This is a genomic window from Pseudomonas sp. B6(2017) (genome assembly GCF_002112765.1).
In the GTDB taxonomy this organism is placed as follows: domain Bacteria; phylum Pseudomonadota; class Gammaproteobacteria; order Pseudomonadales; family Pseudomonadaceae; genus Aquipseudomonas; species Aquipseudomonas piscis.
Map to the genome: position 1 here is coordinate 1 of NZ_NEIQ01000034.1, position 19,447 is coordinate 19,447.

At 57.9% G+C, this 19,447-nt stretch carries 26 protein-coding genes; 16 read left to right on the top strand and 10 right to left on the bottom strand.

The genetic code is table 11. The features are described 5' to 3' along the window. The 7 genes from CAG11_RS32375 to CAG11_RS32405 form a co-directional block, all read right to left on the bottom strand. A partial coding sequence (locus CAG11_RS32375; protein ID WP_085600684.1) for a terminase small subunit occupies nucleotides 1-366 on the bottom strand: 366 nt, incomplete at its 3' end. 153 nt (nucleotides 367-519) lie between these two features. Next, on the bottom strand, nucleotides 520-861 hold the full coding sequence (locus CAG11_RS32380; RefSeq protein WP_085600685.1) for a phage holin family protein: 342 nt from the start codon (nucleotides 859-861) through the stop codon (nucleotides 520-522). Nucleotides 862-1,382: 521 nt separating this feature from the next. Then, on the bottom strand, nucleotides 1,383-1,748 hold the full coding sequence (locus tag CAG11_RS32385; protein WP_085600688.1) for a hypothetical protein: 366 nt from the start codon (nucleotides 1,746-1,748) through the stop codon (nucleotides 1,383-1,385). Then, on the bottom strand, nucleotides 1,741-3,960 hold the full coding sequence (locus CAG11_RS32390) for a VapE domain-containing protein (RefSeq protein WP_085600690.1): 2,220 nt from the start codon (nucleotides 3,958-3,960) through the stop codon (nucleotides 1,741-1,743). Before CAG11_RS32390 ends, CAG11_RS32385 begins: the two co-directional genes overlap by 8 nt. Beyond that, complete coding sequence (locus CAG11_RS32395; RefSeq protein WP_085600692.1) at nucleotides 3,950-4,177, bottom strand: TraR/DksA family transcriptional regulator; 228 nt, start codon at nucleotides 4,175-4,177, stop codon at nucleotides 3,950-3,952. The genes CAG11_RS32390 and CAG11_RS32395 overlap by 11 nt, the downstream gene beginning before the upstream one ends. Then, nucleotides 4,161-4,688: a phage regulatory CII family protein gene (locus CAG11_RS32400; RefSeq protein ID WP_085600694.1), complete on the bottom strand. Its 528-nt coding sequence runs from the start codon at nucleotides 4,686-4,688 to the stop codon at nucleotides 4,161-4,163. Before CAG11_RS32400 ends, CAG11_RS32395 begins: the two co-directional genes overlap by 17 nt. A 326-nt stretch (nucleotides 4,689-5,014) precedes the next feature. Beyond that, nucleotides 5,015-5,239 carry a helix-turn-helix transcriptional regulator gene (locus tag CAG11_RS32405; protein WP_085600696.1) on the bottom strand — a complete coding sequence of 75 codons (225 nt, stop codon included), beginning with the start codon at nucleotides 5,237-5,239 and terminating at the stop codon, nucleotides 5,015-5,017. Nucleotides 5,240-5,341: 102 nt separating this feature from the next. Here CAG11_RS32405 and CAG11_RS32410 point away from each other — a divergent pair, with 102 nt between their 5' ends. From CAG11_RS32410 to CAG11_RS32465, 12 genes are all read left to right on the top strand, one after another. After that, nucleotides 5,342-6,091: an XRE family transcriptional regulator gene (locus tag CAG11_RS32410; RefSeq protein ID WP_085600698.1), complete on the top strand. Its 750-nt coding sequence runs from the start codon at nucleotides 5,342-5,344 to the stop codon at nucleotides 6,089-6,091. Nucleotides 6,092-6,336: 245 nt separating this feature from the next. Next, entirely contained in the window at nucleotides 6,337-6,921 is a 585-nt protein-coding gene (locus tag CAG11_RS32415; RefSeq protein WP_085600700.1) for a hypothetical protein, read from the top strand. Nucleotides 6,922-6,930: 9 nt separating this feature from the next. After that, nucleotides 6,931-7,215 (top strand): phage antirepressor KilAC domain-containing protein, encoded by a 285-nt coding sequence (locus CAG11_RS32420; RefSeq protein ID WP_085600702.1) that lies wholly within the window; start codon nucleotides 6,931-6,933, stop codon nucleotides 7,213-7,215. 140 nt (nucleotides 7,216-7,355) lie between these two features. After that, complete coding sequence (locus CAG11_RS32425) at nucleotides 7,356-7,760, top strand: hypothetical protein (protein ID WP_085600704.1); 405 nt, start codon at nucleotides 7,356-7,358, stop codon at nucleotides 7,758-7,760. Beyond that, nucleotides 7,757-8,086, top strand: a complete 330-nt coding sequence (locus CAG11_RS32430) for a pyocin activator PrtN family protein (protein WP_085600706.1) — start codon at nucleotides 7,757-7,759, stop codon at nucleotides 8,084-8,086. The genes CAG11_RS32425 and CAG11_RS32430 overlap by 4 nt, the downstream gene beginning before the upstream one ends. Nucleotides 8,087-8,131: 45 nt before the next feature. Continuing rightward, on the top strand, nucleotides 8,132-8,551 hold the full coding sequence (locus tag CAG11_RS32435) for a hypothetical protein (protein ID WP_085600708.1): 420 nt from the start codon (nucleotides 8,132-8,134) through the stop codon (nucleotides 8,549-8,551). Beyond that, on the top strand, nucleotides 8,548-8,769 hold the full coding sequence (locus tag CAG11_RS32440; protein WP_085600710.1) for a hypothetical protein: 222 nt from the start codon (nucleotides 8,548-8,550) through the stop codon (nucleotides 8,767-8,769). The genes CAG11_RS32435 and CAG11_RS32440 overlap by 4 nt, the downstream gene beginning before the upstream one ends. Next, nucleotides 8,769-9,107 (top strand): hypothetical protein, encoded by a 339-nt coding sequence (locus tag CAG11_RS32445; protein ID WP_256578823.1) that lies wholly within the window; start codon nucleotides 8,769-8,771, stop codon nucleotides 9,105-9,107. The genes CAG11_RS32440 and CAG11_RS32445 overlap by 1 nt, the downstream gene beginning before the upstream one ends. Then, nucleotides 9,097-10,830, top strand: coding sequence for a DNA cytosine methyltransferase (locus CAG11_RS32450; RefSeq protein WP_085600712.1), 1,734 nt, complete (start codon nucleotides 9,097-9,099; stop codon nucleotides 10,828-10,830). Before CAG11_RS32445 ends, CAG11_RS32450 begins: the two co-directional genes overlap by 11 nt. Then, the gene (locus CAG11_RS32455; protein WP_085600714.1) at nucleotides 10,827-11,240 is read left to right on the top strand and encodes a hypothetical protein; all 414 of its coding nucleotides are present in this window, start codon (nucleotides 10,827-10,829) and stop codon (nucleotides 11,238-11,240) included. Before CAG11_RS32450 ends, CAG11_RS32455 begins: the two co-directional genes overlap by 4 nt. After that, nucleotides 11,237-11,626 (top strand): hypothetical protein, encoded by a 390-nt coding sequence (locus CAG11_RS32460; protein WP_085600716.1) that lies wholly within the window; start codon nucleotides 11,237-11,239, stop codon nucleotides 11,624-11,626. Before CAG11_RS32455 ends, CAG11_RS32460 begins: the two co-directional genes overlap by 4 nt. Further along, nucleotides 11,623-11,904: a pyocin activator PrtN family protein gene (locus CAG11_RS32465; RefSeq protein ID WP_085600719.1), complete on the top strand. Its 282-nt coding sequence runs from the start codon at nucleotides 11,623-11,625 to the stop codon at nucleotides 11,902-11,904. Before CAG11_RS32460 ends, CAG11_RS32465 begins: the two co-directional genes overlap by 4 nt. Here the strand turns inward: CAG11_RS32465 and CAG11_RS32470 are convergent. Next, nucleotides 11,873-13,015, bottom strand: coding sequence for a tyrosine-type recombinase/integrase (locus tag CAG11_RS32470; protein WP_085600721.1), 1,143 nt, complete (start codon nucleotides 13,013-13,015; stop codon nucleotides 11,873-11,875). The two genes, CAG11_RS32465 and CAG11_RS32470, sit on opposite strands and share 32 nt — an antisense overlap. Nucleotides 13,016-14,151: 1,136 nt before the next feature. On the opposite strand from CAG11_RS32470, the gene CAG11_RS32475 reads away from it, so the two are divergent. The 3 genes from CAG11_RS32475 to CAG11_RS33575 all read left to right on the top strand — a co-directional run bounded on the left by CAG11_RS32475 (nucleotide 14,152) and on the right by CAG11_RS33575 (nucleotide 15,836). Then, the gene (locus CAG11_RS32475; RefSeq protein WP_085600730.1) at nucleotides 14,152-14,877 is read left to right on the top strand and encodes a hypothetical protein; all 726 of its coding nucleotides are present in this window, start codon (nucleotides 14,152-14,154) and stop codon (nucleotides 14,875-14,877) included. Nucleotides 14,878-15,069: 192 nt separating this feature from the next. Beyond that, nucleotides 15,070-15,453 (top strand): hypothetical protein, encoded by a 384-nt coding sequence (locus CAG11_RS33570; protein WP_143494869.1) that lies wholly within the window; start codon nucleotides 15,070-15,072, stop codon nucleotides 15,451-15,453. Continuing rightward, nucleotides 15,453-15,836 (top strand): hypothetical protein, encoded by a 384-nt coding sequence (locus CAG11_RS33575; RefSeq protein ID WP_143494871.1) that lies wholly within the window; start codon nucleotides 15,453-15,455, stop codon nucleotides 15,834-15,836. The genes CAG11_RS33570 and CAG11_RS33575 overlap by 1 nt, the downstream gene beginning before the upstream one ends. Nucleotides 15,837-15,889: 53 nt before the next feature. Here the strand turns inward: CAG11_RS33575 and CAG11_RS32480 are convergent, their stop codons facing one another. After that, nucleotides 15,890-16,945 carry a phage portal protein gene (locus tag CAG11_RS32480; protein WP_085600723.1) on the bottom strand — a complete coding sequence of 352 codons (1,056 nt, stop codon included), beginning with the start codon at nucleotides 16,943-16,945 and terminating at the stop codon, nucleotides 15,890-15,892. Continuing rightward, nucleotides 16,945-18,702: a terminase ATPase subunit family protein gene (locus CAG11_RS32485; protein WP_085600726.1), complete on the bottom strand. Its 1,758-nt coding sequence runs from the start codon at nucleotides 18,700-18,702 to the stop codon at nucleotides 16,945-16,947. The genes CAG11_RS32480 and CAG11_RS32485 overlap by 1 nt, the downstream gene beginning before the upstream one ends. Before the next feature lie 151 nt (nucleotides 18,703-18,853). Between CAG11_RS32485 and CAG11_RS32490 the strand changes: the two genes are divergently transcribed. Next, a partial coding sequence (locus CAG11_RS32490) for a GPO family capsid scaffolding protein (RefSeq protein WP_143494519.1) occupies nucleotides 18,854-19,447 on the top strand: 594 nt, incomplete at its 3' end.

Genomic DNA, 19,447 nt, shown 5'->3' on the forward strand with positions numbered 1-19,447 from the left:
CAAGGTGGCCGCCAGTTCATCAGGAAAGGTATTGAGCAGTTCGATCTTGGCGGCGGTGATCACCGCTTCGAAGCGCTGGACGATCTCGGCTTCTATCACTACCTGCCCGAGCTTCTTGGCCAGCTCTACTTCAAGATCATCGCCCCGAAGCCTGTCGTATCTATCTCGGGCGGTCTCTTTTTTGCCGTTCAAGGCCGCTTGACGCAGCAGCCATTCGATCACCGCCTGGGTGTCGTACTGGTTCTCGTTGCCGCGCCCTACCCCGAACTCGATAACCGGCATACCTTCGTTCTGCCACCGGCTCAAGGTGCGTTCATCACGACCGACGATCTCGCCGAGTTCCAGTTTGCTGACTGTCTTACCCATTGCTAAGCCCTTGAAAAGACGGACATCCCTGTAAAAATCTCAGCTACAGAGAAACCGCGAGTCCGAGTACCCGTGTAGGGGCCCGCCCCCGGGGAGGACCCAAAAACCGGCCCCCACCCCTGGCTGGCGGGCGGGCCAGATGGCCCCTGCCTTTCAAGCTGCACCGCCGCTGGGTGGCTGGTCCGAAACACCGATTCGCCTGGCCGCCCAGCGTTCGTACAGGCCAATGGCGACATCCGCCCCGGCCATCGCGGTCAGGCAGCCGAAGGCGCCCGCTGTCCAGATCGAAACCCCGGCGCCGATCAGCAGCATCAGTGCTGCCATGCCGCAGACGATGCAGGCACCGGACCGAAGCGCTAGGCGCCGCAACAGCACCCAACCCCGGGCGCCATCCTTATCTGCCCGCCACATCTCGCCGGACACGCCGCCCACCAGGGCCAGGACGATCACCAGCCAAATGGGCATTTCCGCTAGCGCTTGCTGCTCGTTCGTCATCACCTACCCCTTAAACGCAAAAACCCGGCGCAATGGCCGGGTTTGGTGTGTGGGCGCCTGCCGCCATCTGCGGTCGCACCTATCGAAGATGGCTGTATTTAACAGGCTGATTTTACTGGCAGCAACCCTATTTTAATGCCACCAGGTGAATGTCTGGCGAACGTCTAGGCAATGTCGGTGAATATCTTTACTGCGGCTTTCAGCGCCTCGGGCGCTGTCCTTCCTGTCTAACCGATATCGTGTCAGGCAGGACAGCTACAGCCCCCAAAATATGGGGCTCTGCCCCACTGTCCTACCTGTTTATTAACTTTCTCGCGTATAGAGAAAAAGATAAAGGCACGCTTGCGCGTACACGCGCGCATTGGGTGTGTGCGCTGCGCTCACATGTGCGCATGACGTGTGTGAAGGTTGGACGGTAGGACAGGCCAGGAATGACAAGGCCCGCGCTTGTCCTTCCGCGTAAAAACGCGGACGGACAAGGCGAGCCAGTAGGACAGTTCCAAATGCTTTAAGGCCAAGCCTCAAGCCGCCCTCCCCATCAGCATGCCCTCAATGAATAGGTGCGCCTCATGTAATCGCAGATAGTATGTCCGAGAACTGCAACCGCAGTGCAACATCTTCTGCGAAAGCAAGCTGTCATGATTGCAGTAATGCTCCATCACCACCAGGGCCAGCTCGGGCGGCAGGTGCTTGTTGACGATCAGCTCGATATCGGCCGATTCATCCAGCAGCACCCGACTGCCCCGGGTTCCCCGTATGAGTTCGCCTTTGCACGCCATCAACATGGCAATCATGTTGCCGCCGCCCGCACTACCGATGGCCAGGGTCGTGGACATGTGCAGATCCTGGGCCCAAAGCTTGAGCATCTCGTCGATTCGCTTAATCAAAGCAAGGCTCCTCCTCCATCGGCGCCACCTGCAATGCAGATCCGCGCCCCCAGCTGGTCGGCTTCTGATAGGCCCAAGGGCGCACGCCGCTCTTCGTCAACGCTGGCATACGCTTCTTGCGCCACCCCAACCGATGCATGATCGAGCCGACGCGCATCTGCGCTGGCTTGTCCCAATGGCTAGGGTCGATCTTAAGAACATCGGCCAGGATCTGACTGCCGGTGGTGGTTTCCCCCAGGTGCGATTCTTCCAGCCACTTCAGGATCGGCACTTCCCATTCATCCACCACGAAGCGCTCTTCCTGCGCCTCAGCGAACAACGGCGCTTCATCGCGGATCACCCACCAAATATCGCCTGCCTCATAGCAGAACATCGCCTCGGCCCACAGCTGATCGCGGATCTCCCGCAGCTGTTCCAGCTCGACCTTGGTGCATGCCACTGGCCAATAGCGGCGGTTGCCCGTGGCGTCTTTAAGGTATTCGTCTTGGTTGGTGGTGCCGACGAACACACATTGCCGGGGCACGTCCATAGTCCTGCGGCCGTAGCTCTCGCGATAGGTATCAACCGATGCCGAGAAAAATTGCTTGGCCTTGGTGGATTCCGCTTTGTTGAAGCTATCCAGTTCGCCCAGCTCGACGATCCATTTGCCACGGATCGCCTGGAAACCGTCCTTATCGCCTAGGGCAAATGGGGTATCCATAAACCATTCACCGCCCAGGATACTCATGGCCGTAGACTTACCCGCGCCCTGGGCACCTTCAAGGATCATTACCGAGTCAGCCTTGCAACCGGGCGACATGACCCGGCCCACAGCGGAAATCATCCAGCGCTTGCCTACCTTCTGGCTGTAATCGGTAGGGGCCACGCCCATGATTGTCGTCAACCAGCTATCCAGCCGGGGCACCTGGTCCCACTCCAGGGATCGCAGGTAGTCACGCACAGGGTGAAATGCCTGGTCATGGGCTACCACGCTCACCGCTTCGATTACGTGGCCAACCTTTACCCGCAAGTTGTATTGCTGGGCTAGCCATTTCATAACCAGCATATCGTCGATATCGGCCCAATCGCCGGTTGCCCCACCATAAGGCGGCACCCGCAACTTGACGATCTTGGAGCTAAACGAGCTAAATCCGATCACCCCGGCCCATCGCGGGTCGTTGCTCAGGATCAGTTCAACGTTCTGCATATGGGCGATCAGCATGCCGCTATCAGTACGGGCCAACATATCTTTCCAGCCACCGGCTGCCGGAGGCTTGACCACGGCTAACACCTGGCGCCGGACCGCCTCCAAACCTTCGGCGCAATGCAAGTCGTTGAAGTCGGTCCACTTGATTTCACGCTCACCCGAAAAGATCGGCGCTACGACCTGCCCCCCAACGACCGTGGCCGCATTCTCTGCACGCTCCTTGCCTGGATTCCAGGCCTCGCCATTGGTGCGCGTGGTCTTCCAGTCATCATCCCGACAAAGAATGATTGGCCGGCCAGGGAAACGCTCGCGCATTGCTTTGGCCACCAACATCAGGTTGCCGGCATCAAAGGCGATAGTCACTGTCAGCGAAGTCGCCATGTGCAGACTGGCGCCAGTCGCGTAGCCTTCGCAGACCAGAACCGGCTCTCCGGGTTCAGGATGGGGCCCAATCAAATGGAAGGCGCCCTCTTTCGACATCCCATAGGGCCAGTAAGACTTGTCTCGGCCGGTGTCTTCTTGCTTCTGCGGATAGATCACCTGCAGGCCGACAATTTGGTCCCGGACATTGCTCATGGGAACCAAGAACGCCCCCGAGCGCGGCGCATAGCGCACCCCGAACCCAATGATCTGCTTTCGATCCAGATAGGCGCTTTTGCCCTTTTCCGGCATGCGCTTGAACATCGCGGACGCTCGATTGGCTGCGCGACGCGCCGCGTTAGCCGCCACTTCGGCCGCCCTGCGCTTGGCTTCCTCCTGCCTAGCGCGCATAACCTCGCGTTCCTCTGCGCTCATGCGGCCGGCCTTGACCTTGATTTTCTGCGTCTCACCGGAACGCCAATCGCCAAAGCTGCCGAAAATCAGGGTTTCGCCCTTCTCGGTGCGATGCTCATGCACCACATACCAGCCGTTTTTCTCCCGCCCCTTGTCCTGCGCCGTCTTACAGCGAGTTAGCTTGCCGAAAACCAAAGGCTGCGCGGGCTCTAGGCCATAATCGGCAAACTGCGCCAATACCTCATCGAGCATAACGAGCCCTCCTTGCGTCCTCGACCTGTTGGCAGTCCACACACAACGTGCAGCCAGGCTGCGCGTGCTGGCGAGCCTCAGGAATGGGACCATCGCAGTCCGTACATATCGGCAAGGAATGCCCGGATGCCCGGGACCTGACCAGTATGCGTGCCGCCATGGCCTGATCTAAATGCTCCTGAACCAAGTCAGTAACGAAATCAACGACGTCCGGCATGATCCGTCCCCCGAGTCGTTTGATTGACGTAGCTGGCACGATTGAACAGTCCCAGCAGCCCCTGGATTCCACGAAACACCTGTAACCGGATCTCTGCCAACTCGGCATCGCTGACTACGCCGTCGCCAATGCTCTTGGCCCAGGTATCAGCAAGGTCCGCCACTTGGCGGAAGTACACCGCGATTCCAGTGGTCAAGGTTTCCGGCATGTCGTTGGTGTAGGTGTCCGAAAGTTCCTGCCAGATCGTGTCGCCGACCAGGGCATGTACGGCATCGAGAATGCGCCGATCCTTGGTTAGCTCCAGGATCTCGCCAAACTCCTGAACGTTGACGCTATGGCCAGGATGGGTGGGAGACAGCTTGTGCTGCAGCGTGGTGGGGTTCCGGCCGGTGGTGGCGGCGATGGCGGCGGCGCCACCGGGATAGTCCCGGGCGGCATGGTACAGCGCGAGATCGAGCGGCAAGACTTCCCGCTTGGCTCGCTCAACACTACTTAGAGCGATTCGGCTCATGGCATTAATCCTTAAAAGTTGCCAGTGCCGCGCAGCATGCAGTGGTGTTACATTTACTGCGCGGCTTGTAAGGGCCCAAACGCCGGCCAGATCCTCAAGATCGAAACCGGCACCGTGCCGAGGCGAACAATCCGTTGTTTGCCCCCGGCGCAACAGCTGCCCTATCTGTGGTGGAGAAAGGCAGCAACCCAAGGCATCCAAGCCTTGAAGCGCGGTATCAGTAGACGTTTTTGCATGTGGTGTGCGCGCCTACTCAAACCGCGACCCGGCAACACTGTGGTGGTGTATACCGGGAGGAACGAGGCGGCCTTAAGGCCGCCTTTTTTCTACGCCGCGCACGCAACCTCAGCGTCAGGGGGAAATACGTCATCAAGTGAGCAGATCACCCCGAGCCTGTTTAGCGCCCGAACAATGGATCGGCATTCAGCTAGACCAGCCGTTCGGCGCCCGGCCTCATAGTTACTCAGCCGCGTCTGCGTCCAGCCAAGCTCAGCGACAAGCGCTATTTGTTTGATACCGGCTCTATCTCTATAAACAGCTATAAGGTTCATCCAGAGACCTCCTTAAACTCAGCGCCATAATAAACACGATTCGTGAACATTACAACACGATTCGTGCTGAGAATAAATCTCATATCGTGGTAAAAAATGCCTATGAACACATTAGGAAATCGCATCAAGCAATTAAGAAAAGTCTTAGGCATGAGCCAGCAGGCGCTTGCCCATGCCTGCGGCTGGGATTCCCAATCACGAATCGGAAACTATGAGAAAGGAACCCGGCAGCCCAACCTTCAAGATCTTGAAATAATTGCTACCGCCCTTGGCGTATCACTGCCGGATCTAGTTGCCGGACGTGATCGCTCCGAACTCAGTTCGTTACCAGACCATATACAGGGCCGAGTTCGCTGCGAAGATCGTTCTGCGCGAGAGTACGGGCGCACCAGCGACAAAGGGCAGCCAGTAGGAAGCAACATCGGCTGGGCAAAAGCGGGGAAAGTTCCGGTTATAGGCAGCGCACAGTTAGGCGCTGAGGGATATTTTGAAGCGCTGTCGCTCCCCACCGGCTCAGGGGACGGCTTCCTGAACATCCATAGCGATGACCCCGACGCCTACGGCCTCAAGGTCACAGGCGACAGCCTATTGCCTAGGATCAAAAACGGAGAATTCGTTCTAGTCGAACCCAGCAAAGGCTTCGATAGTGGCGATGAGGTTATGGTTAAAACGACCTCCGGTAAAAGCATGATCAAAGAGTTCATCTACCTACGCGATGGCATGTATAGACTCGATAGCATCAATGCAGAACAGGCCACCATTCACCTGCCTGAAAATGAAGTCATACAGATTCATCTAATTGGGGGAATCTTGAAATCATCACGATTTCTCCATAGCGCAACGGACGACTAACACAATATGTGTTGACCTTTAAAGCACATTGCGTGATATTTGCCTCACTCTTCCACCACAGAGCGAGGCAACACCATGCACACCAATGCATCACTGCACGTCCACCCGGCCGCTGCAAACCCTGATCGAATCTTTGAGATCCGCCGTCTGGCGCAACGATTCGGCTGCCCTTACATCCCCCTCAAACCGAAGCCCCAACCCCACCACTGCGCCCCCTTTGGTCCGAACGGCGGGGGTAGCGCGGCATGAACAGATTTTCAATCGACAACCGCACGCTGCAGCTGCTCAAAGCCCAGGTTAACCTGAGCCAAACCTTTAACCACACGCTGCGCAACTCACCTGAGCGCACGGCATTAAGGTTTCGCCTGAACGTTGACCGCGGCCCCGTCGAAAGCTCTTTCGTCGTGGAAATGGGTAACGAGCGCCACACCCTGACCCTGGCCAACGACAAGAAAGCCCACCTCAAGCTGGCAGACTTCATCGAGGACGTGGCCAACGGCCCAATCGACACGACTGCCCAGCTACAACCACTCCCGCACGCCGAGCGCGAGTATGGGAAGTTCAGCGCAGAGCTACGCGAACGGGTGTTCGGCTTGGTCTGCCTGGGCGGATTCCTTGACCTTGATATGGGTTTCTCGCTGCCAATCAGGGCAGCGATCCACCGCACCCGGAGCCGTGCAGGCGCGACCATTATTCTCAGCATCGGGCACCGAAGCCCACGAACCAAATGCTTCACGATCCACGGCTCCGATGCAGAGATCTACAAGGCCGCCTGCGAATCCATCAACCACCTGGCCGCGCTGGCGACTCCCGCCGCGCACGCTGCTTAGGGGACCGCCATGGATCGCAACCTTAAAGAAACGGCCCGGTACTTCGGTATCACCCGGCCGCAGTTGATCGCCCTGATGCGGGAGAAAGACCTGCTCAATGCCAAGTGCCTACCAGCCTACCCAACACGGGACCGGGAATACCTGGGAACCAAGGAAGGCCAGTGGTTCCACCCGAAGCTAGGCATGCAATACAGCCAGTCAACGCGGGTTCGACAGGCCGGCATTCCGTGGCTTGCGGAGCAACTAGGGCTCGATCTTCCTGCCATCCCGGCAGACCGCCGTGACGTGGCCTAGACAGTACGCCCGCCAGATCCTCGCTTTACGGACCAAAGAGGAGCGCAACGCTGCGCTTCTTGAGGTTCCGGAGCATCTGCGGGAGCTGACCAAAGCCCATTGCCTGATCACCTGGAATCACCCGAAAAGGAAGAAAGACCATGGATCACAAACTGATTGATCAAGCGCTGAACACGCTGCTAGCCACCAAGGCCGCTGACCGGACCGCCGAACAGATCCAAGGTTTCGCGCAGCTGGTGTGCAGCACTGCCGGGATCTCCATTGATTCTCCTACACCAGCCCTGGCAGGCCTTCCGGTGCTGCATGCGGCCGTATCGCTGCTAGCGGCCGAACTGGATACCGCCGCGCTGAACCCGAACAGCCGCGTTTCCACAACTATCAGGTTATACGGCAACTCAACACCCACGATGACCGCCCACTTGCACAACCCACACGGGTTTGGCGGCGACGAAACAATCCTGTCCGGATATGGCCATTCCCCGGAACAAGTGCTGCAAGACCTTCGCAACAAGGCCTATGACCTCTGCAAACAGGTAGCGGCATGAATCCCCACACTGACCAGGCCCCGCTGCGCCTGCTACCCGCACCAGATCCGGCCACTGTCGAGCTGCTGTATCGCACCTTCGGCGACGTGCTAATCCCCCTAGACAAGCTGCGCGCGCAATATTTTCGCAACCTCAACGAGCAGACGTTTGTTGCCGAGATCACCAGCGGCCGCATTCAGCTACCGATTATGACGCTCGACAGCAGCCGTAAGGCGCCCAAGTACGCGCATATCCGACACGTTGCCGCCCTGATCGATATTCGCGCCTACAAGGCCGACGAGGAACAGGCCAGGCAGCAACCCGATGCACCCGAGCAAACCCAATAACCCAACGGCTGCCACCACCAGCCACGCAAACCAGGAGCGCACCACATGACACACATTCAGATCCTCACCCTGATCGCCCTGATCATCACCAGCGGTATTGTTCTCGGGGTTGGCTACCTCATAGGTCAGACCAGCGGTCGAGAGGCAGGCATAGAGGAAGGAAAAGCAATCCAACACGCGGACAGCACCGAAGCCTTACGCGAGAAACAGCTAGAGCTTGAGCAGGCACAAAAGCATTACCAAACACTCTACGGCCGCTACAAGCGCGCCCTGGCCGCCTCACAGCTCGGCGAACAGGACCGGCAGCACTTGCTCTGCATCGCCGAAACACTGCGCCTAGCGGCCGGAGCGTTCAGCGCTTTCCGCACCTGCAAGGGCCTTGAGAGGAACGCCCATGTTCAGCGGGAGCAGTTACTGGCCATGGCCGCCCTACTCCAGCCAGCCGAGCAGGAGAACGCCGCATGAGCCGTCCAACTGTACTACTACGCCTCACGCCCCAGGCAGCCGGCGAGCTGCACCAGCAGCACCAGAAAGCCAGCGCCGAACTACGCGCCCTGACCCGCTACCGGAAAGAGTTTGAACGGCAGGCAAAGGCCCTGATCGGCAGCGAGGCCTTCCGCCAGTTGCAAAAGAACACCGACAACGCTCTGTTACTAGCAGACCTGGCCAAGGAGGTCGCGTGATGGATCGCCTCAAGATCGAGACGCCAGAGAAAAGCGGCATGCAGGCCGAACAGATCCACCACCAGGACCAGGCCGCTTTGCTCTGCAACGCCAGCAGGATCGCCGCGCCTGTAAACAACAGCCTCTGCTGCGCAGCAGCAGGCATTACTGCTCCTTGCAGCAGCACCACCGAGGCGCTTACACCCCACGAAAAGCTGCGCGAGGCAGCCAACCCTGATGCAACGCTGATCGCTCAGACTCGCCCGCCCGCGCAGCTTGTCAAGGGGTATACGCACCTGCAGGGCTACATAGCCGAACGTGCGGACAAGAACGACCAAGGAGGGAATCATGCTCGCTAAACGTACCTATACCCACTTCGGTTTCTGCTGCGGCCTTGGCTCAGGCGCTGCGGGCTTTAATGACAGTTCATTGCAGATCGCCCAAATGCTCGGCAACTGGCGCTGCCTGGGCGGGGTCGACGTTGACCCCGCCGGCTTGGCCGACTTCGAAAGCCTCACAGGCGTAAAAGGTACGCTCCGGGATCTGTTCACCCGCGAGCAGTACACCGCCTTCCACGGGACGGAGCCACCAGCAGGCTGGATCGAGGCCACCGCCGAAGATATTCGCCGCGCAGCCGGGAACGAAGATCCGGACGCTGTATTCATTTCCAGCCCCTGCAAAGGCGCCAGTGGCTTGCTGCCGGAGTCAATGAGCCTGACCCCCAAGTACCAGGCCCTTAATCAGCTGACCCTTCGTTGCGTCTGGCTGATGCTTGAAGCCTGGCAACATAACCCCGTCAGCTTGATTGTGTTCGAGAACGTCCCTCGCCTGGCGTCACGCGGCCGGCATCTGCTTGACCAGATCGTCAAGCTGTTTGCCCACTACGGCTACGCGGTAAACGAGACAGTCCACGACTGCGGGGAAATCGCCGGCCTGGCACAGAGCCGCAAGCGCTTCTTGCTGGTGGCCCGGCATATCGAGAAAGTCCGAGCGTTTCTGTACCAGCCTCAGCAACACCGCCTGCGCGGCGTTGGCGAGATCCTCGGGCGCATGCCCCTGGCGGGCGATATCGAACTGGCAGGCCCCATGCACCGCGTGCCGGCTCTGCACTGGAAGACCTGGGTTCGCCTTGCACTTGTGGAGCCCGGGAAAGACTGGCGCTCACTGAACCGCCTGAACGTTGAGGACGGGTTCCTGCGCGACTTCCTGATCGTTCCGGAGTACCGAGCGGGATACCTCGGCGTCAACCGCTGGGAAGATGCGACAGGCGTCATTGCCGGCCGCAACACACCCACCAACGGCAACTACTCGGTAGCAGATCCGCGCCCCGCCAGCTCTGCCGAGTACGCGCAGTTCGGCGTGGTTCCATGGGAAAGGCATTGCGGGGTCGTCACCGGGCAGCGTAGCCCGGGCCAAGGCACGTTCAGCGTGGCCGATCCACGTCCGAACTGGAAACGCCATTCCAACAACTACCGGGTTGTGCCCTTCGCGAACTTCGCCGGCACCATCATCGCCGGCGGAAAGGGCGTGCAAGGGGGCTGGCAGTCCGTCGCAGATCCTCGCGTCCTCAATCGCAAGAAGGGCGATGCCTACCTCACCGGTGGACATTACGGGGTTGTCGAATGGGGCGGCAGCGCCGGCACAGTTTCGGCGAACGCTCGACACGACAATGGCCGCTGGTCCGTCGCTGATAACCGGATGCCGGCAGCCAACGACCGCTTGGCGTGTGTCATCCGTAGCCCATCGAACACTTGGAATAGGCCATTCACCACGCTAGAGCTGGCCGCGCTGCAATCCATGTTCGACCCAGAGGACATGTGGCGACCGAACCAGGACACCGGCGCCCTGGAGTCGGTCGGCAAACCCTTCGTGCTGCACGGCAACAACGACGGCGCCTGGCGCGAGCGCATCGGGAACGCTGTTCCACGCAAGGCCGGCAAGGCCATTGCCGACGTGATGCTCAGTACGCTGATGCTTAACGAAATGGGCGAGACATTCACGCTTAGCAGCGTGCCGGTGTGGGTACGACCGCTGGCCATCGCCTTTAGCATGCCCGGGCAAGAAGTAGGAGGTGCCGCATGAGCCATAACCCTCTATGCAACTGCAAACAAAGCCTACAGACCCACGATAATCGGAATGAAGAACCTGCAGCCGTTCGCCTTCGCTATGCCGAACGACTTCTAGAAGAGGTGCTAGACAACCCTGACATTCACTATGGCTATGCGATACAGAATTTTTTCGCAGAAGGAAGGCTTTCAAAGGAACGCCTATTTAGGCCCTTAGCTCAGTTCTCCGCATTACGGGAAGCGATGGAAGACGCCGCAGCAAGCGGAAAGCCCTGCCAGCTAATCGTCGGTGACACTCATGTCACCGTCACCTACCAAGGCATCAAGTGGGTTCACACCCAATTCCTCGCCGGTAAGCTGCCTCTTCCCCTCACCATCGAGGAATTCGACGAGATTGTTGCTGCTGCCCTGGGAGGCAAGCCATGAGCAATGAATTCAAGCGGGAAGATCGCTATTTCGTGATCAAACGAAGCGACCTCGACAAGCTGTCGCCACTCGACCGGGATGTTGTCCAATCTAACCTGGAACATATTTCAGCTATCCTTTTTGGCTGGAACATTCCAGAGCGTGATTGCCTGGTGATCGAAAGCGACTGGCCGGAGTACGACCCGGCCTGGCAGATGATTGAACGTCGGATGGCCGGCCAACCAGCAAGCCGGCCCTCCATTGTGACGCCCGGCACCGAGGAATTCGGGCACATGAGCACGATAGAACTGAGGGGGTATCACAAAGGGTGGGAGGCGGCCATGCAGCGGATCGCAGACCTCTATGGAGCAAAGCCCCAGAACGATGCCCCAAAGGTAAAGCAATGAACACTGCATTCCTACTCATGGCCCAATATGGCGGCCAGGTGATCATCCCCCTTGAGCGCGTCTGCCTCGACTACTTCTGCCACCTGACACCTGAAAAGATGAAAGGCAAGGTTGCAAGGGGCGAGATCAACCTACCGCTTGTCTGCATAGAATCCAGCCAGAAGGCCGCCCGAGGCGTACACCTGAACGACCTAGCCGCTTACCTCGATGCGCAACATGCCAAGGCAAAGAGCGAGCATGACAAGCTCATGGGGCGCGGCTTACGGCGCGTCTCTTAACTCGCATTTGGGCCTCGATCACGGGGCCCGATATCACCCTTTCGATCCATGGCCACCCTGCATATGGATCGCCATTCCCTCTAAGGTGCGTATAGCGCCGCATTGAGTTCCAATCCCGGTGGCCTGATACGCTGGCCACCTTCGGGATATCCCACCCCATTTCAAACAATCGACTTACGCCATCGTGGCGCAGGTCGTGAAAGTGCAGGTCTTCAATCTCCAAGAAGTTGCAGGCCCTGGTGAACGACGCCGAAACCGAACGCGAGTTGTACGGAAACACCTCATCGGCGACCTTCGGCATCGACTGAAGTACGCGCCAAGCCTCATCCGGCATGCTGCACCAGACGTCGTTCCCATACTTCTGCCCTGGGTTCTTCATGTCTGTCACCAGGGCCGACTGCTCCATATCGTTGAGTGCGTCCCAACGAATGCGCGTGATCTCTTCCTGCCTCCGGGTAGAAAACAGCGCAAACACGATTACCCGCAACATATCGATCTCTTGCCGGCGACGATCACGCATCTGCTCAAAGTACGTCAGGATTCGAACAAGCTCATCTAGGGTAGGCCGCCGGTTGCGCTCGCGGCTTCTGCTGACGGCGCCCATTTTCCGCAGCACCTTCCGCGCATCCGACATTGCATGAGGGTCTACGTCATAGCCCCAGGCCGGCCTGGCAACTGAAAGCACCGCCCCGAGGTGGGCAAGGTCGTTACCAACGGTCTGCGCCTGGATGCCGAAAGTTTCCATACGCCAAACTGCGTACTCGACCAGCTTCTGACTCGTCAGCTCGGCATCGGTTACGTCGCCTAGCCATGACCCCTTAATCGCGTTGAGGGTTGCGCGCTTGGTCTTACCGAGCGGACGCAGCTTTTCATACTGCTTAAGGTACTGATCAATCATCTCTTTAATAGAGACGCCGCTCCTATTCGCCCTCTCGATAGCTCCGGGCTCGTGCAGCTCGGCCTCGCGCTTTCTGATCCAGGCCTGCGCCGTGGTCTTGCGGTCGAACGTCTGGCTTTCCTGATAAACTGTGACGCCCTTTTGCATGATGCGGATCTGTGCGGTGTACGCTGCAGAGCCATCCTTGCGCTTGCGAACGGTGATTGAGCCCATGATTTTGCTACACGACTGATTTGAGTTGCTACATTGTAGCAACGACCTTTCAGAAATAAGCAAAAAAAAGGGTTAAACGGTAGCGAAAGAGAAGATCGTAAATGTCGACGAAACCCGCAGAAAACCTAGCCACTCCAGTAGATTCGGTATCTAGGAGGTTTTCTGTAGCGCCGATGATGGATTGGAACATTTAATTCTGCAGGCCGCGTATTACAAGCCCTTCAGCGCACATCGAAAACCCTCGTACCACTTCTGTACCACCAACCACCATAGATTGCTCTCGCCTGGCCACTAAACCCACTCGTGCTGTAGTGCTGCTCGCAAATGCCTGTCGTTCCAATCCAGGCAATCACTACAAGCGATAACGACTGACGCAGTGCGGGTGAGAGTGCGTGTGCGTAAAGGTGAGAGGTTCAAGGAGAACGCAATCATGCACGCGGCTACGGTAGATACCCCGCCCTTGGCGCATTTCGTATTTTCATGTTGACCCGAGGGAAAGAGGTTAGGAAGGTTAGTTATTTTCAAACTACCTTGAAAGCCTTGCTGTATGCGGCTTGTGGCTGATCAGCCAAAGTTAGCTTTTGGTCAGTTCTAGGTTATTTCCTAACCTTTTGAGATGTTAATTTGAAGGTTTATAAATTCCTTTAAATTCAACAAGTTAAAAAATCCTAACCTTGGACCTAACCTAAACTAACCCCTCAAAGTTAGGTCCGAAGCCCAGTAAAACCGGGCCTTTCACCCCCTCCCGACGCGCTCAGAAAAAAACTAACCCTTTTCCCGAGGCTCCTCTCAGATTTGGCAGGTGATGCCCAATTCGGTAGGTACTGAAAACGTGCCGACCTTCGCAGGGTTCCGCAGGCTTTTGCCGCCCCAGGAAGGAGCCAGAGCCCCCAGGTCGGCGCCGTTCTGAGTAGGGTGCAGGGGTGCAGAAAAATCGACCCATTTAGCCCGCAGGCGAGGTGGGGGGACGACGGCGCGCGCCAGGTTGTGAAGCACGCCAGTGCCCCTTTGTGGCACGCCAATCCCCCGAATTTGTAGCACGTCACTGACACCGCACTTCGTCGCCTCAATTCGCCGGGTCTGGACTCCCGGATTACTGTATGCACATACAGCATCAGTTAAAGCAGTCTGATCAGATGAAGAATCAACCCTTACCCCCACCAGGCACGAAAGCCGAGCGGATGGCGCAATGGCGCCGATATCTCGACGACCAGGAAAGCCGTTTCAACAATCCGGAAGTGCACCGCTCAATGTGCCGCCTCATCTCGAAAAACATGCTCAACGAGCAGATCATCAGCACCGCAGAAAAATTCGAACTCGACGAGTTAGCAGACTCGGCGTACTGGCACGCAGTCGAAACGTTGATCGACTGTGAGCCCGGCTTCATGCCGTCAGCCTTCTATGACCTCGTTGCGCGCGACGGAGGGCCAAGCATCGGCCGGCTTTCGAGCGGCCTCTATTATCCTGCGGGCAGAGAGGGCTATGCCGCGCAGGTATTGGGGGAGAAAGGAGATCGCCGTCTTGTATTTCGCATGACCGGTGCAGCATGGAAAATGAACGGCATGACGATCACGACCCCAGACGGCCGGGAGCATGACTTGGTGATCACAGGGCAGCGAATCAACGGCATCGAGTACACGAACATCGATGACCCAGACACATATAGAGTGCTTTCCGACTGCGCCGGCCTAGCGCTGGAGAATCACGACTTTGAAACGTACCGGTGCGCACGCCCGCTGCTTCTAGCTGCAGCATTCAGGAAGTGCACAGCCTGCCTGGATCGGTTCGCCACGCGGGAGGACTGCCCCACCTGCGAGCGGCGCGGATTTGTTGCCAGAGGCGGGGTCAGGTCTACAGAGTAGAGATCGCCGGTCTACCATCAGAGTCGCACCGTATGGACGGACTACTTTCGTAGTACCTATGCTTGAAGAAATGCCGTAAACAAAACAAAAAAGAGACCTTCTTTGTCCAAAGCAGATAGGAACTCTTTCATTTTCTAACAAAAAACTGTTAATTTTTCTATTTCGATGAACGGATGCTCAGGTTAATCGCAAATGACTGACAAAAAAATAATCCAACGCTACATAAATAACTTTAGAAGAAAGATCACACCTGCACTCCGCCCAGGCATTGGCGTAAAGTGCATAGTTCACCCCGCAACTCCTGGGGGCGCAGTACTGGAGTTTAAATTTGTTAAAAATGGAGAAAATGACGACCAGTATAAAAGCAACGTTCCTTCTTTAAGCAAAGCTCTTTCCACAGTTGAACAAAAAGCCTTCGGAGGAAACTTAGAAGCTTTTAAGTTTAGCGGAACGAATGTAATCCTTGACCCTAGTAAAGTCATCATAATAAAAGATGGCAATCCTAGTGAGTGGAGCGAACATCAAGCTTCGAAAGATGTAGATAGCATATTCAATCCAGGCAGGGGGTTGAAATAATGAAAATGGGACAACTAGAGGGGACGAAAGAGGAAATAAAGGGTTTCTTTGAGGACCATGGATTAAAAGTAAGTGATTACTTTCAACCAGTCGAAACAAATTTCCACTATTTATGGATAGTGCTCCCAGGTATTTTATTGGTAATCTTCCTAGGAGGACTATCATTGTTAGATTCAGCCAGTGACAGTCAAAAAAAATTCATATATTTACTAAGCTGCCTTTCTTCAATCTGGATGGCAACTACGATTCAGTTAAGATTTAAAAATGCTTGGGCAACTGGTTTTTTGGCTGCGACTCTTATCGTACTAACTTCAGTCGCATATGGTGTGATCACTCCCAAAGATGTTATAGATGAAGTGAAAGCCCTAAAAAAGCAAGAGTGATGTATTTAAGGGTCAACACTGACCCTTTTCACTGCGGACATGAAAATTAAAGGCTATTTCCCTCCATTTGTAAGCTCAAACTCCTTGAATCTGACAACCTCCTCACCCAGCCACTCATTGACCTGAGCCAACCGAGCCTGCAGCGGCTCCAGCTCGTTCACCGCCCAGACCTGGGCAGCCTCTTTCAACGACCCGAAACCGCCCGCGTTCTGCGGCACGATGCCCATCAACTGTGGCGGAATGCGCAAGGCCGCGAGCAGGTCGTCGCGGCTGATGTTCTTGATCGAGCTGAATTCGTCCTTGGCCGCCACCTCGCTGACCGGAATCAGCTGGATACCGTCCTTCTTGCCGGCCGGCGCGTAGACGAACAGGTTGCGAAAGTTGCCCGGCCCCTTCGAGCTCTTCAACGCGGTGCGCAGCGAATCGATGTCCTCGTCCTTCTGCGCCGCGTCGGTCATGTACAGGATGAAACCGGCATGGCTGCCGTTGTTGTAGTACTTGCGCCGGAACAGGGTGGCGCTCTCGTTCAGCAGCGCGCTTTGCAGCGCCGCCAGCCACTCCGGCAGCCCGTAGATCTCCTGGTTGATATCGGCCTCGCGCAGGTGGCAGATCGATCCTGTTTCGAATTTGTGCTCGTCTTTCCAGCCGCGCACCATGTAATAGGTCACCAGGTCTTCACCGCGGCGCATGTACTTCGCCAGCGGCGGTACCAGGCCCAGGGTGTTGCGCAGCATGTTGTTGCGCTTCTCCAGGTAGCAGTTGCCACTCCAGAGCCAGTCAAGGGAGAACTGTTCGAAGGCCTGGCGGCTGAACAGCTTGTGGGGGATGAAGGTCCGGGCGAGCATGTTGCGCTTGAATGTCAGCCCGGATTGCAGGTAGACGCTGGCCCGGGTGGTCTTGGCCAGGCCGTCCATCGACATGGGCGTTTCGTACCAGCGGCCGTTAAACCAGCACTCCAGGTAGTCGAGGATCTCGCGGCCATCCAGGACCGGGGTCGGGTCACCGAAGGTGAACGCCTCGACCGGGCCGGCTTGAGCCTGCAGGAGTTCCCCCTCCACCGCCGGAGTGTGGGCCGGTACCAGGTTCTTTCCGCGCGTGCGTCTGCTCATCAGTAGGACTCCATAAATCCGGTGTTCGCCGTGGTCTGCCCTTCGAGGGGCTCGTTGTGCAGGGCGTGAAAAGTCGCCCAGGCCAGGTCGGCGTGGCCGGTTTCTTCGTTGCGCCCGGCCGTGTAGGTGATTTGCCGCCCCGAGGCGGTGATTGTTTTGCGGATGGCCATCAGGGACTGGGCCAGGTCGGTCCAGCCCGCGTCGAACTCCAAGCGGCCGTTCTTGATCACGTCGTAGGCCTTGAGCACCAGGCGGGTTTTCACTTCTGGCGAGTAGCTGAACAGCGTCACGTTCGGGAAGAACGCGCGCACAAGCTGCGCCACGCCGGTGCCCAGACCCGTGGTATCGATACCGATGTAGGTCACCCAATAGCGCTGCGTGACCTGGCGGATAAACTCGGCCTGGGCAGCGAAGTCCATGCCGCGGAACTGATGTTTTTCGAGCACTCGAAACTTGCCGCCGGGCACCATGGGCGGTGCAATCACCACCAAGCCGGCGCTGTCGCCCGTTTCCGCAGGGTCATACCCCACCCAGACCTGGCGGTCGCCGAACGGCCGCGGGGCGAAGGGCTTGTAGTCCGATGCCCACAGGTCCCAGCTGTCGACCATGCAGGGTTGCAGCATCGCCAGCGGGAAAATGCTCGCCCCGTCGTCGATGAACTGGCACATCAGCAGGTTCTGGAAGGACTCGGCGTCATACTCAAGCCGCAGCTCGTCCAGATCGAACAGATCACAACCGCGGCCCTCGGCGTCGAGGATCGTAACGATCTGCCGCCAGATCCGGTCCTCGCACAACCGGCCCTGCTGCAGGGCATCGTGGGACACGTCGAGCTTGATCCGCTGCGCCGCCGGCTTGCCCTTGTTGAAGCGCTCGCCAGTCCAGAACGTGTAGGCCTCATGGGCCATGCTTGAGGGCGTCGAGAAGTAGGTTCGGCGGTACTGTTTCTGCATCGCCATGCCGCTAGCGACCTTGTTCAGCTCCTTGAACTTGAAGGTCCAGAAGAACTCGTCGAAGTAGAAATTGCCGTGGTAGCCCTGGGCCGTCCGGGCGTTGGTGCCCAGGAAGTGCAGCTCGGCGCCGTTGCCGAGAATGATCGGATCGCCGGTCAGCTCGATACCGACCGTCTCACGGGCGAAGGCCTGAATGTAGGCCTTGAAGATGTGGGCTTGGTTCTTCGAAGCCGACAGGAAGATCTGGTTGCGCCCGGTCGTCAGCGCATCGATCAGAGCCTCCCGGGCGAAGTAGAACGTGGCGCCGATCTGGCGGGACTTGAGAATGGCCCGGGTACGCTGGTTGCCCGCCTTGTACCAGTCCAGCTGGTAGCCGAAACAGCCATCGATGAACGCCTCGATCAGTTTTTCGATGTGTTCTTCATCGAACACGTTGCGCTTGGGCGCCTTCTTCGGCCCCTCGTTGCGCTTGGCCAGGTTCGGGTTCAGCCCGGTTTCAGTACCGCCCTCCGTAAAGCGCCGGATGCGCGCCTGGCGCTCCAGCTGCCGGTGCAACAGGTCAATTTCCTTGTAGTCCGCTCCTGACTTCGGGTCCTTGAGGATCAACTGCACCAGGCGCGCTTCGGTGGCCGCTTCGATGCGCTCCAGCGGCGTGGCCCGGTCCCATTCGTCCCGGGTTTTCCAGCTGTGCAGGGTCTTTTCCTTCTCCCCGATCAGCTCGGCGATCTCGCACACGCGATAGCCCTGCCAATACAGGTGTTTGGCGTGGCGGCGGTGATCGGTAGGCAAATCGACGATGGCATTCATGGCGCAGATGCTGCCGCCCGCGCGCGAATGCCGCCTGCCCTGCCCCTTGTAAACCTCAGAGCTACAACAGCGGCTCGTTGCCCGCAAAGGCCGCGCTCAACAACATGCCCTCAACGCAAGGCACCACCGCCACCGCATCGAGGATTCAGGCATGGCCGGCAAAACCGACACTCCAGCCAAGAAACACCGCTCCAAGTTTTTCCGAGTCGCCGTTGAAGGCGCCACCACCGACGGCCGCCAGATCGAACGGCAATGGCTGGTCGATGCTGCCGATACCTACAGCCTGAACACCTACGGCGCCCGGGTCTGGATCGAGCACATGCGTAGCCTGCTGCCGGACAGCCCGTTCCGCGCCTACGGCGATGTGGTCGCGTTGAAGACCGAAGAAGTCGAGATTGCCGGCGCCAAGAAGCTCGCCCTGTTCGCCCAGATCGAACCCACTGCCGACCTGGTGAACATGAACAAGGCCCGGCAGAAGCTCTACACCAGCATCGAGATCCGCCCGAAGTTTGCCGACACCGGTCGCGCCTACCTGGACGGCATCGCAGTGACCGATACCCCGGCCAGCCTGGGTACCGAAATGCTGACGTTCAGCGCCCAACACCCGGACAAAAACCCGCTGGCGGCCCGCAAACGCGATGCCAGTAACCTGTTTTCCGAGGCCATCGAGGTGGCCTTCGAATTCGAGGAAGTCGAGGACGAAAGCGGCAAGGTCGCAGGCCTGTTCAGCCGCGTGCTCGACCTC